The 18,622-nt window shown below is 33.3% G+C and carries 16 protein-coding genes; 7 read left to right on the top strand and 9 right to left on the bottom strand.

Annotated elements, in window-relative coordinates; genetic code table 11:
• Positions 1-55 precede the first annotated feature (55 nt).
• From gldG to L0669_RS17540, 5 genes are all read right to left on the bottom strand, one after another.
• Positions 56-1,741, bottom strand: coding sequence for a gliding motility-associated ABC transporter substrate-binding protein GldG (gene gldG, locus L0669_RS17560; RefSeq protein WP_263759080.1), 1,686 nt, complete (start codon positions 1,739-1,741; stop codon positions 56-58).
• Positions 1,741-2,466 (bottom strand): gliding motility-associated ABC transporter permease subunit GldF, encoded by a 726-nt coding sequence (gene gldF, locus L0669_RS17555; RefSeq protein ID WP_263759079.1) that lies wholly within the window; start codon positions 2,464-2,466, stop codon positions 1,741-1,743. Before gldF ends, gldG begins: the two co-directional genes overlap by 1 nt.
• Before the next feature lie 83 nt (positions 2,467-2,549).
• A complete protein-coding gene (locus tag L0669_RS17550) occupies positions 2,550-2,981 on the bottom strand; it encodes a hypothetical protein (RefSeq protein ID WP_263759078.1) in 432 nt (143 codons plus the stop codon).
• 132 nt (positions 2,982-3,113) lie between these two features.
• Positions 3,114-3,410: a putative quinol monooxygenase gene (locus L0669_RS17545; RefSeq protein ID WP_263759077.1), complete on the bottom strand. Its 297-nt coding sequence runs from the start codon at positions 3,408-3,410 to the stop codon at positions 3,114-3,116.
• 355 nt (positions 3,411-3,765) lie between these two features.
• The gene (locus tag L0669_RS17540) at positions 3,766-4,593 is read right to left on the bottom strand and encodes an SAM hydrolase/SAM-dependent halogenase family protein (RefSeq protein WP_173972998.1); all 828 of its coding nucleotides are present in this window, start codon (positions 4,591-4,593) and stop codon (positions 3,766-3,768) included.
• Between the two features lie 317 nt (positions 4,594-4,910).
• Between L0669_RS17540 and L0669_RS17535 the strand changes: the two genes are divergently transcribed.
• The 6 genes from L0669_RS17535 (at position 4,911) to L0669_RS17510 (ending at position 11,929) form a co-directional block, all read left to right on the top strand.
• Entirely contained in the window at positions 4,911-5,861 is a 951-nt protein-coding gene (locus tag L0669_RS17535; RefSeq protein WP_072958604.1) for a PhoH family protein, read from the top strand.
• A 237-nt stretch (positions 5,862-6,098) separates the two neighbouring features.
• Positions 6,099-6,461, top strand: coding sequence for a DUF1801 domain-containing protein (locus L0669_RS17530; protein ID WP_263759076.1), 363 nt, complete (start codon positions 6,099-6,101; stop codon positions 6,459-6,461).
• 138 nt (positions 6,462-6,599) lie between these two features.
• A complete protein-coding gene (locus L0669_RS17525) occupies positions 6,600-7,430 on the top strand; it encodes a Cof-type HAD-IIB family hydrolase (RefSeq protein ID WP_173972996.1) in 831 nt (276 codons plus the stop codon).
• Positions 7,431-7,637: 207 nt separating this feature from the next.
• Positions 7,638-9,983: a S9 family peptidase gene (locus L0669_RS17520; protein WP_263759075.1), complete on the top strand. Its 2,346-nt coding sequence runs from the start codon at positions 7,638-7,640 to the stop codon at positions 9,981-9,983.
• A gap of 313 nt (positions 9,984-10,296) precedes the next feature.
• Positions 10,297-11,253 (top strand): phosphoribosylaminoimidazolesuccinocarboxamide synthase, encoded by a 957-nt coding sequence (locus L0669_RS17515; RefSeq protein WP_263759074.1) that lies wholly within the window; start codon positions 10,297-10,299, stop codon positions 11,251-11,253.
• Between the two features lie 295 nt (positions 11,254-11,548).
• Entirely contained in the window at positions 11,549-11,929 is a 381-nt protein-coding gene (locus L0669_RS17510; RefSeq protein WP_263759072.1) for an ankyrin repeat domain-containing protein, read from the top strand.
• A gap of 58 nt (positions 11,930-11,987) precedes the next feature.
• Here L0669_RS17510 and L0669_RS17505 read toward each other — a convergent pair whose 3' ends face one another.
• Entirely contained in the window at positions 11,988-12,527 is a 540-nt protein-coding gene (locus L0669_RS17505) for an SRPBCC family protein (protein ID WP_173972992.1), read from the bottom strand.
• A 361-nt stretch (positions 12,528-12,888) separates the two neighbouring features.
• On the opposite strand from L0669_RS17505, the gene L0669_RS17500 reads away from it, so the two are divergent.
• Complete coding sequence (locus L0669_RS17500) at positions 12,889-13,269, top strand: ankyrin repeat domain-containing protein (protein WP_173972991.1); 381 nt, start codon at positions 12,889-12,891, stop codon at positions 13,267-13,269.
• A 177-nt stretch (positions 13,270-13,446) separates the two neighbouring features.
• On the opposite strand, the gene L0669_RS17495 is transcribed toward L0669_RS17500, so the two are convergent.
• The 3 genes from L0669_RS17495 to L0669_RS17485 form a co-directional block, all read right to left on the bottom strand.
• The gene (locus L0669_RS17495; RefSeq protein WP_263759070.1) at positions 13,447-14,049 is read right to left on the bottom strand and encodes a DUF2238 domain-containing protein; all 603 of its coding nucleotides are present in this window, start codon (positions 14,047-14,049) and stop codon (positions 13,447-13,449) included.
• Between the two features lie 146 nt (positions 14,050-14,195).
• Positions 14,196-17,294 (bottom strand): efflux RND transporter permease subunit, encoded by a 3,099-nt coding sequence (locus tag L0669_RS17490; protein ID WP_263759069.1) that lies wholly within the window; start codon positions 17,292-17,294, stop codon positions 14,196-14,198.
• Between the two features lie 59 nt (positions 17,295-17,353).
• The gene (locus L0669_RS17485; RefSeq protein WP_263759067.1) at positions 17,354-18,619 is read right to left on the bottom strand and encodes a carbohydrate porin; all 1,266 of its coding nucleotides are present in this window, start codon (positions 18,617-18,619) and stop codon (positions 17,354-17,356) included.
• Positions 18,620-18,622: the final 3 nt, after the last annotated feature.

Below are 18,622 nucleotides of genomic sequence, written 5' to 3'. Positions count from 1 at the left end.
ACGGATTACAAATATATCGTAAACAATCTTAGTTTCGCAATTTTTTTATTAACATCTATTTGCTGTATTTTCTTTTTCGGATGTAAGTAAAAGCCAATCCAAAAACTAATAATATTAGAATTGGAAGTCCGATAGTTATGAATTGAGTCAGGCTGTAATTGTTGTAAACTTTCTCTCTGTCTAATAAAGGTAAGCTGACATCTTTGCTTCTAATGTTAATAAGTCCGGTATCATCCAACAAATAATTAATGCAATTCATCATAAAATCTTTATTGTCGTATAAGTTGCCTGTACGCTGATCGTAACCTAATTCTACGGGCATCATATTTTTGTCTAATTGATTTCTGGCCAAATCACCATCTGCAATTACAATCATCTTGTTTGGCTTTCCTTTTGCAATAAAAGAACTTTCTTTAAAAGGCAAAACACGATTCTCAAAAGCCGAATGGAAAGAGCCTTCTAATAAAACTGAAAGAGGAATGTTTCCTTTATTGATATAATCCTGAGGCGAAGTTTTCTCGGTTACGCTATTTAAATTTATTTCGGTTGGCGTTCCAACTACTTTCGAATATTGAGACGATTGCAATAAAACTGTTTTTTTAATTCCGTTTTTCAAAGTATCAATCGGACTCGCAAAATCAAATTTAATTTCACCTAAATTTTTCACAATAGGATTATTGCTTGTTGGCACTACAACAGGAGCAAATTTCCAGATAAATTCCTGGTATTGTGTTGCGCTTCCTTGTTCTCCTGTAGCTAGTTTTAATTTGCTTCCACGTTCGTCTTTTACCAGATCAGGATTTATTCTGAATCCGTATTTAAAGAACATATCATTCAGATTCAAATCTCTCGGATACGCTAATGTCGCCCCTGATTGATTGTACAAGCTATCCATATCTGCCGCAACCTGATCGATTAGCCATAAGGTTTTTCCACCGTTCATGATAAACTGATCCAGAACTTGTTTTTCTTCATCAGAAAAAGTTTGTGTTGGCTTTGAAATAATCGCTAAATCGTATTTTTTTAATGCATCTAAAGTTCCTGTTGGATTTTTCGCTACAGAATCTAAAGTAAAAGGCCCAATGTAATAGCTTTCGCGAATTTGCATTAGCATTTTAGCAATATGTACTTCGTTTAATTCTCCGTTTCCTTTTATAATAGCAACTTTTCTTTGCCTGTCTTTGCTGATTTTATTGATAGCATCTGCAATAGAATATTCTAAATGCTGGATCGATCCGATAACTTTTTGTGTAGTCGAAGCGCCCATTATATTTTTCAATAAAGGAATATTAACTTCTTTATTATTGTAAACCGCAATAGCCCACGGGAAAACCATTGCCTGAGATTGCTTTCCTTTATCGTCAACAGTAATGTTTATAGGGGTAAGACCTTTTTGATACAGAGATTTTATAACATCCATGTTGTCTTCTCCGTTTTCTAGCGGATTCACGAATTCAAAAACAATATTACGGTTATAGGCCTGAAATTCTTCAAGTAATTGTCTCGTTTCCTGTTGCAGGCGTTTAAAATCTGCCGGCAAATCGCCTTGCATGTAAATCTTGATCGATAACGGATTTTTAACCTGTTTTATGATCTGCAAAGAAGTTTCGGATAAAGTATATCGTTTGTCTTTGGTTAAATCAAATCGGTGGAAAAATAAACTTCCTAGAACATTTAAAACGATTAAAACAAAAACGGTTATACCTAACGTTTTGATATTTTGTTGAGTAGATGCTTTCATTACGCTTTAAAAGATTTTAATTGATAAACGGTAATAGACAGGAATAATACTGTAATGCTTAGAAAATAAATAACATCACGAGTATCAATCACACCCCGACTCATACTTTTAAAGTGATCCTGCATACCCAAAGCCGAAATAATAGTAGAATATCCCGGAATTAATGTTGCCAAACCTTCGAATCCGAAATAAAAGATAAAACATAGAAAAACCGCGATGATAAAAGCGACAATCTGATTTTCGGACAGGGTAGAAGTGAAAATCCCAATTGCTGAATAGGCTGCAATAAGAAATAATAACCCAAAATATGAACCAATCGTACTTCCCATATCGATGTTTCCTTCAGGAGAACCCAAATTAGAAATTACCTTTACATATATAAATGTTGGAATAATAGCCAAAATAATCAATAGGAGGGAACCGAAGAATTTTCCGTTTACAATTTCCCAAACTGATAATGGTTTGGTTAAAAGCAATTCTAATGTTCCTTGCTTTTTTTCGTCAGAGAAACTCCTCATTGTAACCGCCGGAATCAGAAAAATTAAAATCCATGGCGCTAATGTAAAAAACGGAGTCAGATCTGCGTAACCGGAATTTAGTATATTATAGTCTCCTTCGAATACCCATAAAAATAGTCCGTTGCTAATTAAGAAAATAGCAATGACCAAATAGCCAATAGGAGAGCCAAAAAAGGATTTTATTTCCCGTAAAATGATTGATTTCATGTAACTTATTTTTGTTTCAAGTTTTTCTTGTTTCAGGTTTCTTTTGCAAACTTATAACTTAAAAGATTATTTTATTTAAAATATTATCGATTGATTTTAATTTGTTTGTGTAATGTCTTAAGCTCTTCACTTTCGTGCCATCCTTTGCTTTCAATCATGGCAATTATAATAAGATCTTTGAACTTTTCAAGAGATTTTGTCCCTCCTTTTACGAAGGCATTTTCCCATGGCTGACTCTCTTTTGTCATTTTGTATTCGAGGTCATATTCTTCTAGTCCGCTTGGAGTAATTACAATATACCAATCAGACATCCAGTTGTCTTCTGAAAAAAGTAAAAGATTTTCATGAGAAGTTAATCCAAAAACTTTTGTATCAACGAATGTTTTATCAATCAAGTTAACAACTTCAAGCATCGATTTACCAATTTTTGATAAAGTTGTATTGCTTGAAGATGCTACTTCAGAATAGAAATCTTCTAAAGAACCACTTTGATTAGAACATCTTTTTAAAGGCATTTTTAATGTTTAATTGTTTTTTGTTTCGGTTTTTAGCTTTGCGAACTTTTTGTTTTTCAAAAAGCTTGAATATTATCTTTGCGTTCTTTGCGGTTAAGTCATTTCTATTTTCAGATTCAGCAATAACTAATTTTAAGCTAAAGAGACCAATTTATCCACGCTCCACGCTTCCGGTTTTGCATTGAAAAATTGCTTTGTAAAACTCCAAACCGTATTAAAAAGCTCGGATTGTCTGTAATTTTCTAAATCTTCTTCGGTTTCCCAATAACTATAAGTAAAAAAGATGCATTTGTCATTTTTGTCCTGATACAATTCTAAAAAACGATTTCCTTCTGCATTTCGTATTTTGTCTTTCACACTTTCGAAATTTTCCAGAAAGTCCGGAATTTTTTCCTCGTGAAAACTCATTTTTACTATTCTAACAAACATATTATAATTTTAGATTGCTGATTTTAGATTTTAGATTTTTTTTGAATCTAAAATTACTTCAGGTGCGCAAAAATACCAAAATTGACGGTTCTTTTTAGGAAAAAGTAAAATATTATAAAATCATCGTTTTTTCAGATTCTAATAAATATAATATTCAAATATAGTCCGTGGTTTCAACCACGACGATGCAATGTACTTAAGATATGTTGCTATATATAATACGTTCCCGTGGTTGAAACCACGAGCTATGTTTATAATGTAATTGATTATTTTTTTTATTTCTAAATGGAAAGACAATATCACGCGAGTATAAAATTGTGAAATCTGCGAGCTATTTAATCTAAATTCTAAAATTTTAGTTGAATTTAATCGTAATTACATCTCGGTAATTTAATCCCAATAAACTATTCGCAGAACCTACTTTAGAAGGATTGCTTCTAAAAATGGCAATTTCAAGAAATCCGGCTTCATTAAAAATAGCCAGTTTTTCTCCTTCATAAGTTTTTATAGGATACTTGTCGGAACTCGCAATAGCAGAATAATTAGGTAAAATTGTTTTGATGCTTCTTGGTTTCATTACGATTTCATAAGGGCGTCCTCGGGAAATTTCTAAAAATTGTTTTTTAGAAATATTAGTCACCACGTTTCCAAAATGATCAATGTAAATCACGTATCCTTTTATCGAACCGGCATCGGCTGCAATAACAGGTTGCAATTCGGTAATTTGTTTGATTTCTGTGATTTCTTTTCCAATAACATTTAGTAAGCCGCCTTTAGAAATGTGGCATGCAACTTGTATAAAAATATCCAGATCGCTTGATTCCTTAGGGAAACGATCGTGTATGTTGATGGCAACAATTTTTTGCGGAACAATTTTCTGCGTAAGCATACTTAAAATTCCATTATCGGCACATATAAAGTAATGATCGTTCCATTGCATGGCAATGTGTTGATTTTCTTTATTGCGCTCAATATCTACGCCAATTAAATGCACGGTACCTTTAGGAAAACTTAAATAAGATGCCCCAACGATATAACTTGCCTCTGCATTATTGAAAGGATCAACGTCGTGCGAAATATCAACAATTGTAGCTTCTGGATACTCAGATAAAATTTTACCCTTAAGCGAACCAACAAAGTGGTCCTTTAAGCCGTAATCGGTAGTAAGGGTAATTATTGACATAATTTTGTTTATAACTATTGGTAGTATATAAATCTAATTTTCATTAAATTTGAGAAATGCAAATCTAAGAATACTAAATGCAAATTGAAAGAAAGAAAAGACAAATTGCGATAAAATTATAGTAAACGTATATAGTAGTCCCAGTTTGCGGTTTCAGTTTTCAGTCTTTTAATAAAAACCTGATTTTACTTAAAATTTTAAGTAAATTTTAATCAATATTAAAAACTGCGATTGCGATCGTAAATGATAAACTAAAAAAATACCCGACAGCAATAGATTTACAAAACAAATTTATTTTTAATTTAAATTTATCTCATTTGAACGAAAGAATTATCGAGCTAATAGACATCGCTCCAAAAGACTTTTGGGGCGCTCAAGACACTCATCTTGAAATAATTAAAAAGTACTACCCAAAGCTTAAAATAGTAGCGAGAGGGACGACTTTGAAAGCATTTGGCGAAAAAGAAGTTTTAGATGAATTCGAAAAAAGATTTCAGAGGCTTATGCTTCACTTTACCCGATACAACAACATTGACGATAATGTAATTGAACGTGTAATTATGAGTGATGGTCAGGATGAAAGAAAATCATTAGACCATGACAAAATATTAGTTCATGGAGTTGGCGGTAAAATAATAAAAGCAATGACGCCTAACCAGCAGTTATTGGTAGATACCATCAAAAAAAATGATATGGTATTTGCAGTTGGTCCGGCAGGAACCGGAAAAACGTACACGGGTGTCGCAATGGCCGTTAAAGCACTTAAAGATAAAGAAGTAAAAAGGATCATATTAACACGACCAGCAGTAGAAGCAGGAGAAAATCTTGGTTTTTTACCTGGTGATATGAAAGAAAAACTTGATCCGTACATGCAGCCACTTTATGATGCTTTGCGCGATATGTTACCCAACGAAAAGCTCGAAGATTACATTTTAAAAGGAATTATTCAAATTGCACCATTGGCTTTTATGCGTGGTCGTACGCTTGATAATGCCTTCGTAATTCTGGATGAAGCACAAAACACGACGCATTCGCAAATGAAAATGTTTTTGACCCGTATGGGAAAAAATGCCAAATTCATGATTACGGGTGATCCGGGACAGGTCGATTTACCACGCAGAACTATTTCTGGTCTGAAAGAAGCAATTCTGGTTTTGAAAGACGTTGATGGTATTGGTATTATTTATCTTGATGATAAAGATATTGTACGTCACAGATTAGTGAAAAAGGTAATCGATGCTTATAAACAAATAGAAAATCACGATTAAGTTTTTAATTTTTGTAAATGTCAAATGTAAATCGTAAAATGTGTTTTGATGTTTAATGATATTCGTTTTATACATATCTTTATAAGGATTGTATAAAACGAATATTTTTTTGATTAATGTTAGACAAGATATCTATAAAAGAATTATAGTTTTAGATGCTCTGCGCCATTAGGCATTAAATATTGGTAGAAAAAAAAATGAATTGAGGTAAATTTTAGTGTGACGTAGGTATTAAAAATGAAGCAATTAGATGATTTTTACTTAAAACAAGAAGAACCTGTAAAAGGAATATTTCTTGCATTGAAACAAATTATTCTAAAACAAGATCCTGATATTACCAATACTTTAAAATACGGAATGCCTTTTTTTTGTTATAAAGGCAAAATGTTCTGCTATTTATGGATGCACAAAAAAATCAAACAACCTTATTTAGCAATTGTTGAAGGAAAGCATTTTGATGAAGTTTTTTTGATTCAGGAAAACCGTTCAAGAATGAAAATTATGTTACTAAATACTGATGAAGATTTGCCGTTGCAACAAATTGAAAGCATAATACAGAAAGCTATAAATTTATATAAAACGGGCATTGTCAAAATTTAATTTATAAAAAAGCAATAGTTAAGCAAATAGTTAAATAAATAATAAACTTATTACAATTTAAGCTTTAAAGCCTTTTTATCTTTGCTCTTCTAGCGGTAAAGCCGTAAATTTGTGCATCAAAAATATTTGACCTTTAATATGACAAAATTAAAAAATATAAAAGTTGTAGTAAGTGACCTGGACGGAACTTTACTCAACCCACAGCATAGAATTTCAGATTATACTAAATCAATTTTTCAGGAACTTCACAATCAAAATTATCTTATTGTAGTCGCTACAGGACGTCATCATCTTGACGCGATGGCGATTATCGAAACTCTTGAAGTTCCGGTTTATTTGGTAAGCTCAAACGGAGCGAGAATACATTCACCTGAAAAAGAAGAATTATTTGCTTTTAATTTAGACAGCGACGTTGTAAAAGCAGCCTTAAATGTAGAAATTGATCCAGAAATCACGGTAGTTTTATTTAAAGAAAATGTTTGGCAAACCAATAAATGGAGCGAAAAACTAAATGCTTTTCAGGCAGATTTAAAATACCATCCTGAATTGGTAGATTATAAAAACCTGGAAGATTTTGGTGCCATTAAAATTTTCTTTTCATGTGATGATCACGAAAAATTAGTCAAACTAAAAGACGATATTTTGGCTCATTCGTCAGAACATTTGCATCATGCTTTTAGTTTGCCAACTTGCTTAGAATTCATGGATAAATCTATTGATAAAGCAGTGGCGATCGAGAGAGTGCTGGAGAAAAAAGGATTTACGCTGGATCAGGCAATTTCTTTTGGAGATGGTTTTAATGATGTGCAAATGTTATCGGCTTCAGGAAAAGGTTTAATCATGGGAAATGCTCCGGCATTATTAAAAGAAACCCTGCCTAATCTGGAAGTGATTAAAACCAATGCAGAAGATGGCGTGGCGGAATATCTAGCTTCAAAAATTTTGAATAAAGAATCTGTTGCCAGCTAATTAAAGGCAACAAATTTTTATAAATCAGAGTATCAGTTTAAAAATCTATTTTTAAACTTTTAATAAAATTAGGATCCTTGAAGATTATTCTTCAAGGATTTTTTTTGTTATTTGAATATTACGCAAAGAATTTCGCAAGCAAATAGTAAAAACATTTTTTTAATAATTCTCAAAGTGTATTTTTGTTAGATCAAAAAAACTAATACCATGACAAAAAACATTTTTATCCTTGCCTTTTTAATTCTTTCAATTTCGGGCAAAAGCCAAACATTGAAATTAGAAGAAATAATGAAAGGCGAATCTTTTATTGGAAATCAACCCACAAACGGACGCTGGTCTCTGGATGGTAAAAAAGTTTATTTTGAATGGAATCCTAAAGACGAATTAGGCGCAAGTACTTATTCCTGGCAAAAAGGAGCAGCAAAACCGGTTTTGGTTGATCCAAAAGAAGCTGCATTTTCTAAACAGGATTTTAAAAGAAAAACAAATTCAGATGTTGTTTATTATGTAGACAAAGGAGGCTTGTATTCATATAAAATCAGCACAAAAGCGATCAAGAAAATCATTCAGCAAAGTACGCCAATTTCTAATCTTGAATTGGGAGCAACGACAGGAATATTATTTTTTGAGCAAAATGATAATATCTTCAAATATGATACAAAAGAAGGAACGGTTCTGCAAATAACCAACTTTAATAAAGGAACTAAAAAAGATAAAACTGAGGAAAAAGATTCTTTTTTAAAGACGCAGCAAAAAGAATTATTTCAGTTTATTCGAGATGCAGCAGCCAAGAAAGAATGGAATCTTGCTAAAACCAAAGCGGTAAAATCTGATTTTGCTAAAGAATATTTTTATGGAAAAGATAATTTCTACAATCTAAAAGCAAATCCAAACGGAAATTTCGCGACTTTTAGTTTAGTTGAAGAACCAGAGGTTAAAAAAGAAAAAATGGAAGTTTTTATAACAGATGATGGTTATAATAAAACTCCGGATACCAAAGAAAAAGTATCAACGTCAAATTTTGTAAAAACTAAATTCGGAATTTATTCTGTTGCAAAAGATACTGTTTACTATGTGAATTTTTCGAGCTTAAGTCATATTCAGGATGCTCCAAAGTATTATGAGTCGTATGATAGTTTAAAAAATAAAGCAAAAGAAGATAAGCTAATTACAAGTCAGGCACCTGTTTATAACGAAGACGGATCTTTGGCAATTGTAGAAATCAGAAGTCAGGACAATAAAGACAGATGGCTGGTAAGTTTAAATCTTGACAATGGAACGTTTAAAGAAATAGAATATCAACATGACGACGCCTGGATTGCTGGTCCTGGAATCCCGTCGTATTCTTTTGATTCGGGAATTTTAGGTTTTCTGGCAGATAATGAGACCCTTTATTTTCAGTCAGAAGCTACGAGATATTCTCATTTGTATACTTATAATTTAAAATCAGGTAAGAAAACGCAATTAACCAGCGGAAATTGGGAAGTTCGTGATGTGACTTTATCTAAGGATAAAAAAGCATTTTATTTGACGACAAATACAACACATCCGGGAAATAGAAACTTTTATAAATTAGCTTCTACCGGCGGCGCTTTAGAACCAATTTTAACAAAAGACGGTGCACACGAAGTAGTAGTTTCTCCTGACGAAAAATCACTTTTAGTTCGTTATTCGTATAAAAATATTCCTTGGGATTTTTATATAGCTGATAATAAAAAGAACACCACTTTACAGCAAATTTCTTCATCTCAATCAGAAAGTTTTAAAAGCTATAAATGGAGAGAACCTGAGGTTATTACATTTAAAGCACAAGACGGAACTCCTGTAAATGCGAGATTATATACTCCAAAAACTGAAAACGCCAATAAAGCAGCGGTGATTTTTGTTCACGGTGCGGGTTATTTGCAGAATGCTCACAATTATTGGAGTAACTATTATAGAGAATATATGTTTCATAACATGCTGACCGATTTAGGTTATACTGTTTTGGATATCGATTATAGAGGAAGTGATGGTTACGGACGTGATTTTAGAACTGGTATTTACCGTTTTATGGGAGGAAAAGATTTGTCTGATCATCTTGACGGGAAAAAAGTATTAGTAGAAAAATACGGAATCGACGCTAATAGAGTAGGCATCTACGGTGGTTCTTATGGTGGATTCATTACTTTAATGGGAATGCTAACGACTCCTGGTGAATTTGCTTCAGGTGCAGCATTGCGTTCTGTTACAGATTGGGCACATTATAATCACGGATACACAGGAAATATTTTGAATTTCCCGGAAACTGATCCTGAAGCGTACAAAAAAAGCTCTCCTATTTATTATGCTGATAATTTAAAAGGAAATCTGGTAATGTTACACGGAATGGTAGACGACAACGTAGAATATAAAGACATCGTTCGTTTATCGCAACGTTTTATTGAGTTACAAAAGAAAAACTGGAGTTTAGCATCTTTCCCTGTTGAATCACACGGTTTTAAAGAAACGTATTCCTGGATTGACGAATACAGCAGAATTTTGAATTTGTTTAATTCGACGCTTGTTAAATAAGTTTACAGTCGCAGTCGCAGTATTCAGTCTCAGTCTCAGTCTCAGTTTACAGTTTACAGTCTCAGTATTCAGTCATGGCGTAACGTAGTTGATTGAATATTTTTGAAACATCACAGAAACTTTGTCAAAGTTTAAAACTTTGACAAAGTTCAAGCGAGCACTTTAAATGTATACTTATATATTAAGCACGACTGAATACTGAGACTGAAAACTGCGACTGCAAACTGCGCCTGTAAACTGCGACTAAAAAACTTGCTTGCTCTTTTAATTAGTTTTAAATTTGCATTCATAAAAAACAAGACAACTAACAATAATGAGCAATACAATCACAACTACAAATTTTAATTTTCCAGATCAGAAATCAGTTTACCGCGGAAAGGTGAGAGAAGTTTACAACATAAACGACGAGCTTTTGGTAATGGTAGCAACAGACAGACTTTCGGCTTTTGATGTGGTTTTACCAAAAGGTATTCCGTATAAAGGGCAAATCTTAAATCAGATCGCGACCAGATTTATGGAATTAACTGAAGATATTGTACCAAACTGGTTGATTGCAACTCCGGATCCTAATGTTGCTGTTGGACATTTATGTGAGCCTTTTAAAGTAGAAATGGTGATTCGTGGTTATGTTTCAGGACATGCTGCTCGTGAATATGCTGCAGGAAAAAGACAAATTTGCGGTGTAACAATGGCTGAAGGATTGAAGGAAAATGATAAATTTCCTGAACCAATTATTACGCCAACTACAAAAGCGGATAATGGTTCTCATGACGAAGATATTTCTCGTGAAGATATTTTGGCCAAAGGAATTGTTACTGAAGAAGATTATATTGTTTTAGAAAAATATACACGCGATTTGTTTCAGAGAGGAACTGAAATTGCTGCTGAACGCGGATTAATTTTAGTAGATACAAAATACGAATTTGGTAAAACAAAAGATGGCGTTATTGTTTTAATTGATGAAATTCACACACCAGATTCTTCTCGTTATTTCTATGCTGACGGATATCAGGAAAGACAAGATAAAGGCGAAGAACAAAAACAATTATCAAAAGAATTTGTACGTCGTTGGTTGATTGAAAATGGTTTTCAGGGTCAGGACGGACAACAAATTCCTGATATGACAGATGCTTATATAGAATCAGTTTCTGAAAGATATATTGAATTATATGAAAATATTTTAGGAGAGAAATTCGTAAAAGCAGATATCGCTAATATTGATCAGCGTATCGAAAAAAATGTAATTGAATATCTTAAGAATAAAGAATAATTTTTTGGTTTAAGTGAATATTTAAATCATAAGTTTATTAAAATAAAAATGCCTTGTTATACTAATAGCAAGGCATTTTCTTTTTGTGTAAATTGATAGAAAAGTTAAAAAAAAAGAAGTAAAGAGAAATGCAATGTGGAGTTTATTCGGGTTGCGTTTTTTTATTTTTATTTTTTTTGCATTTGAGTGTAACTTATTTGATTGTTTGGGAGACTAATAGAGTAATCAAAAAAATTAAAAATGTCATTTTAGCATTAATTTAATTTTATCATCAATCATATAATCATCAATCAACATGAAAAAATCAGTAATTATTTTAGCTGTAGCGCTAGCTATGTCTACAAGCGTATTAAATGCATCGAATATCAGGCAAGTAGTAAAAGATCCAATCGATTCTCCTGCCTATGAAGTATCATCTCTACATTACGCCGTATGTGCGGGAGACATTGAAAGTGTTAAAAAATTAATTGCATACGGAGCCAATCTCAATAAGGTGATTAGGGATATGTCACCGTTAATGCTGGCAGCCCGTTTTAATAAATTTGAAATTGTTGAAATTTTATTGGCTAGTGGCGCTAATCCAAGGATCGAGAATGAAAAAGGTTTGCGAGCAATACATTATGCAGAGTACGCAAAAGCAACTGAATCTATCGCAATGTTAAAAAACGCAAAATAAGAATAACAAAAAAGCATCAGTTGTAACTGATGCTTTTTTATTTTTAAAAATGTGTAGATTATTCTTCTAGTTTATCTTTTAGATTTTCAAGACCTTTTTGTAAATCGTTACCAATCATCTGATCCATTTTCATCATGGGCAGCATGATATTCATCGGGTAGGGGATAACGCCACTAATTCCCCATTTTACTTTAGTTTGATTTCCCGCAACAGTTTCTGTTGACATGAATCCCACAGCGGTATCTTCCATTGGTTTTTTGAAACGTAAAGCAAAATCAATGCGTTTACCTTCTGTTATATTGGTAATTTCCTGTTCGCCAACGCCAACTTCTTTTACGTCACTTTCCCAGGCTGATTTTGAACCCACAGCTCCGTCATTTCCTGAATAGGTTACTTTCATTTTCGGATCAATGTTAGCCCAAACGCTAAATTCGTTTTGGTTTTTTAAATATTTTACATAGTTAAAAACACTATCAACAGGTTTGTTTATGGTTATTTCTCTTTCGACAGCATAATTCTTAGGCATAAAATAAGCTGCAACCAGAACAATAGCCAGAATCAGGATCAGGATTACCAGAATTTTTTTGATGATTCCCATAATTTATAATTTAAAGGTTATTAATTTTTTTTTTGTTTTTGGATGTGATATAACAAGCTCATTTTAGAGGCGTTATATTAAGTAAAGTTAAAAAAAACTAAAGTCTTGGATTTATGATATTAAAATTTTTTTGAAGTTTTTTTTAATTAATTTCTATTTCACTGTAACATTTTTGATATTATGGCGTCTATTGTATAGAAGCTTACTTGAAGTAACATAGATTTTACCTTTATACGGCGTTTGTTACTCGAAAGTTAAGAATTAGTTAAAACATGGTACTTTGTTATGCATAATACAAGAAATAGAATTACATTTACATAGAAATTAAAAATCATCATTAATCAATCAACAATCAATCATTATGAAAAATTCAATCATTTATTTAGGAGTAGCTTTAGTAGCATTTGCAAATGTTTCAATGGCATCAAATCAAACATCATTTGTACAACCACAAATGGAAATCGTACACAGTTTTTCAACTCCACTAAATGTGGCAGTTAGTAAAGGAGATCTTGAATTTGTTAAAAAATTAATAGAATACGGAGCTGACGTAAACCAATTATCTGAGGATTTGTCTCCATTAATGATAGCGGCACGCTACAACAAAGTAGAGATTATAAAAGTTTTATTAGCAAACGGAGCAAATGCATCTGTTAGAAATGATAAAGGATTTACAGCTTTAAAATATGCACAACTATCAAATGCAGCAGAGGCTATTGCTCTTTTGAAAGACATAAAATAAAAGTTTAAATCTAGTTTTGAGTTAGTATACAAAAACGACCTTCATTGAGCAGTAGGTCGTTTTTTTATTGGATTATTTTTAGCCTCGATGGGAGGGAAAATCCTTTTGCTTTTTTCTTTAAAAAGCAAAAGATTTGGAAGGACAGCGGGAAATAGCTCCTAAAAAAATAGATGATTCTTAAAAGTCTATTTTTTGAATTCCTTTATTTTGTATTTTAGAGAGTAGAATCAATCCTGTAATTGCACCAATAGTCGCAAAAAGCATATCAGATTGTGTGTCCCAGACATAACCCTGAGTTCCTAAAAACGCATCGCCGCCATCTCCGGTTGCGATCGATACAAACCATTCGATAAATTCGTACGTTGCACTTATAGCAAGACAAATGGATACTATAATAAAGTTGAAAAAACTTTGATTACTGATTACTTTTTTACGAATAAATAATTCTCTTATGATCATTGCCGGCACTAAACCCTGTGCAAAATGACCTACTTTATCATAGTTATTTCTGCTTTGATGAAAAACTTCTTTGATATAATCAAAAAACGGAACTTCGGCATACGTATAATGTCCGCCAATGAACAAAATGATACAATGAATTAAGATCAGGGTATAAGTAAAATTGGTAAATCGGAATTTTTTAAAAGTAAAAGCTAAAACCAGAAAACCAATAATAGCCGGAATGACTTCAAGAAAACAAGTAAATCCTTCTTTTGGATTAATTACTGAAGCAAGAAACGAGATAAAAAATAAGGCAACTAGAAAATAAACGTATTTCATAAGGGTTTTGTATGTAATAAAAATAGTACGCAATATAGTGAACTAATAGTTATCGAAATTAAAAAAAGCACCATTAAAAATAATGATGCTTTTTTCTTTCAAACCTAATCAAATTAATTTAACCAATTAATCTATCTTAAATATTGTTATTCGATTGGAATATCTTTTTTTCTGTTGAACACCCAGAAGATAATAGGGAATACCAGAAGCGTTAACACGGTGGCTGTAATTAATCCTCCGATAATCACAATGGCTAATGGTTTTTGAGATTCAGAACCAATTCCGGTTGAAATTGCTGCTGGCATTAAACCTATAGACGCCATAAGCGCAGTCATTACTACGGCTCTTGTTCTGGCTTTTACGCCCATAAATATAGATTCTTCGAGTGTGAATTTTGCTTTTAAATTATGATGAAATTCGGATATCAGAATCACTCCGTTTTGAATACAAATTCCTAGCAAGGCAATAAAACCAACACCTGCCGAGATTCCGAAATTCATTCTGGTAAGATGCAAAGCGATAATTCCTCCGATAATTGCAAACGGAACATTGGCTAAAACCAACAATGAATCTTTAATATTTCCGAATAGAATAAATAAGAGAACAAATATCCCAATTAAACTGATAGGTACAACCTGAGCTAAACGAGCGCTGGCACGAACCTGATTTTCAAATTCACCAGTCCAGCCTACGGTATATCCTGTTGGCAATTTCATTTTAGCGACTTTTGCTTGTGCCTCGGCAATGGTACTACCTAAATCTCGATCACGAACAGAGAATTTTACTCCAATAAAACGTTTGGTATTGTCTCTGTAAATGAATGCAGGCCCCGTAATGGTTTTTAAGTCACAAATTTCTTTTAAAGGAATTTTAATTCCGCTGATGGTAGGAACTTTAAGTTCGGCAATATCATTTTCGTCTTTACGGTATTCTTTAGAAAAACGAACTCTGACATCGAATTTTTTGTCATCTTCGTACTTTTCAGTTGCTGTTTTTCCTCCAAAAGCTAATTCCAAAACGGCTTGCGCATCACTTAAGGTTACGCCATAAGCCGCCATTTTATCTCTGTCGAGTACAACGCTAATTTCCGGCTGACCAACATTTCGTAGAATTCCGGCATCTTTTATACCTGGAATATTTTTTATCTGAGCTAAAACTTCATTCGACAATTCATCTAGTTTATCAAGATCATCTCCATAAATTTTTACGGCATTTGAAGCCTTAAATCCTGCTACAGATTCGGCTACGTTATCAATTACGGGTTGCGAATAATTATACGTAATTCCCTGGTGAACTTTTAGCTTTTCATCCATTTGATTAATTAAATCATCCATACTTATTTTTCGTTTCCATTCTGATTTTGGTTTTAAATCAACCTGAAGCTGTATAAATCCGAAACCATTAGGATCCGTTCCGTCATTACTTCTTCCGGTTTGCGATAAAACATTTTTTACTTCAGGAAAACTTTCGAGATCTTTTCTAATAATCGCCGCAGTTTTGACACTTTCCGGCAATGACGTACTCATTGGTAATTCGGCGGTTACCCATAAAGCTCCTTCATTTAATTGTGGTAAAAACTCTGTTCCTAAAAATGTAGCAGAGAAAAACACAACTGCCAAAAGCGAAATCGAACCAATAAGGGTTTGTACTTTATGTTTGAATGTCCAGGCGAAACTTTTGCTTACAATTCGATTCCAGAAATTAACAAACGGATTGTTTTTTTCTTTTACATTTTTATTTAAAAGAATGTGCGATAAAACAGGAACTAATGTCAAGGTAAAAAGTAACGCACCCATTAAAGCAAAACCTAAAGTATAGGCCAGGGGAGAGAACATTTTTCCTTCGACTTTCTGGAACGAGAATATTGGCAATAAGGCGGTTATAATGATTAATTTAGAGAAAAAGATGGCTTTACCCATTTCGGCTCCGGTTTTCTTAATCAAACTTCCTTTGGCAATTTTATTATAAGCCGTCATACCCAATTGATGCGCCCGATGATCTAATACTACAAATAAACCTTCGACCATAACGACGGCACCATCAATTATAATCCCGAAATCGACCGCACCTAAACTCAGTAAGTTGGCGCTCATTCCCATCATTTTTAGACATAGAAACGCGAATAATAAGGATAACGGTATAACAATCGAAACGGTAAAAGTAGTTCTCCAGTCGGCCATGAAAAGAAACACGACGCAGGTAACCAGAATAATTCCTTCGAATAAATTGTGCATTACAGTTTCGGTCGTAAAATTCATCAAATTATCACGATCGTAAAAAGTCACCAATTTGATGTCTTTTGGAAGAACATTATCGTTCAGGTCTTTTATTTTAGCTTTAATCAAGGCTAATGTTTCCTGCGGATTTTCTCCTTTTCGCATTACAATAATACCTTCGACAACGTCATCATTTTTAGCCAAACCAGTTTGACCAACTCGTGGCATAGCACTTTCATAAACTGTCGCTAAATTCTTGACTAAAATTGGGTTTCCGTTAGCATCGTCTACGATAATATTTTCGATATCCTGAATTGATTTTAAAAGTCCAACCCCGCGAACCACGAAAGCCTGACCGTTTTTTTCGATAATATCTCCACCAACATTCAGGTTTCCTCCGTTTACGGCATTATAAACCTGAAGCGGTGTAATGTTGTATTTTGCTAATTTTATAGGATCAACACCTACTTCGTAGGTTTTAGTTTGACCTCCAAAAACATTTAAATCGGCAACACCGGGAACAGAACGGAGTTGTTTGTCGATAACCCAGTTTTGATAGGTTAGCAATTCTCTACTGTCTCTGCTATCGCTTTTTACAATATATCTGAAAATTTCGCCCGTAGGACCATAAGGAGGCTGAACATCTGGTTCGACATCATCCGGAAGGGAGACATTTTTTAATAAATTATTGACCTGAAGACGCGCAAAAGTATCATCGACACCATCATCAAAAATAATTTTAATAACCGATAAACCAAACATCGTAATACTACGAACGCTGGTCTTTTTTTGTACCGAGTTCATGGAGATCTCGATAGGAGAGGTTACAAAACGTTCAACTTCTTCGGCACTTTTTCCGTTCCATTGTGTGATGATAATAATTTGAGTGTTGGTTACATCAGGAAAGGCATCGATAGGCATATTTTTGAAAGAAATAAACCCGGCGACTGCCAATAATCCTACCCAGAAAAAGGTAAACGCTTTGTTCTTAAGCGAAAAAGCAATAATATTTCTTATGAATTTGTTCATTTTAAAAAGTATTTTAAATGATGATTTTTTATTTTTTAAATTATATTTTCATTTTAAGCTTAGAACTCTGTATGGAATCGTAATGCAAAAAACTGAATCGGCCCGCGATCTTTATTATATCCGGGATTCATGGCAAACTGATAATCTGGCGAAAGCGTGATATGTGTGTTAGGCACTAAAAACGAATAGAAAACTTCTACGATTTGTTCTACTCCATAATTTAAATTTCCGTCACCAATCATAAAACCATTTCCTCCTAATTTTTGGTATTTTTCATGTGGGTTTGATAATCCGTTTGCTACTACAGCAATGCCGGCAAAATCATCCGGACGGTTCCACATTTTTCCTTGTAAACTAGCACCTAATTGCGCCGATCTGTCAATTTCTGTAAATGCCCAGGTTTCGTTTTTACCATCATTGTAACTCATTCTTGCAAAAAGACCCCAGTTATCTCCATGTGTATAATCCATATTTAAACCAATACCATATTTAGTACGACCGTTTTGCCTTGTACTTTTGATATCAGGAGTAGTTACAAAATTTGAATTAGCTTCGTCATAATTTCCCATTCCAGCCACATTTCGATATCCTAATAGTTTAATTGTACTGGTATCATTGTTTTTAAATACTATCTTTTTCTCAATTTCGAGATTTATAGCATTAGAATCTTTAAAGCTAAACTCAACATTTGGACCATTGGCATAAGTAGGTAAAGCACTTAAAGAAGCCCGAACCTGCCAGCTGTCAAATTGATAGTTAGCATATAAACCATCTGTATATCCTCGTGTGTTTGCCGCATAATCCCAAGCTCCGTATGTCATTAATGCCCAGTTTAAAAATTGTGTTCTAGGATCGTGAGAATAAGTATTGTTATCGAAATAGTCTGAGAGTCCAAATTTCCCGAAAACCAATTGTAACGATCTATTATTTTTAAATTGAAACTTTTGTTCTAAAAGCATTCTGGCTACGTAAACTACTGGCTTGGAATCTCCAATTCTAAAAGTTTCTCCGTTAGGAAAACCACCTAGTCCTTTGGCCTGAGACAAACCTTCTCCTCCTGACATTTCAGGATTAAAAGTTATGGTTGCACCTTTCCACAGCGGAACATCAAGATATAAAGTTGATGTTAATGATAAAGCGCCTTCGTCTTCCGGAGACATACTATTTGTTCCTGAATAATCGGCATGAAAAGCTGGGTGATATTGGTAGATAGAGGTCATTTGAAATTTCAGACTATATTTTCGTATCGAATCTGTTTCTTGCGAAAAGGATAGTATTGAAATAAATAACGTTGCAAAACTCAATATTTTTACAGATTTCCCCATTTA

This window comes from Flavobacterium bizetiae (assembly GCF_024271895.1).
Lineage (GTDB): Bacteria > Bacteroidota > Bacteroidia > Flavobacteriales > Flavobacteriaceae > Flavobacterium > Flavobacterium bizetiae.
Note: the sequence above shows the minus strand (reverse complement) of the source record. Positions and strands in the feature narration are given on the sequence as shown.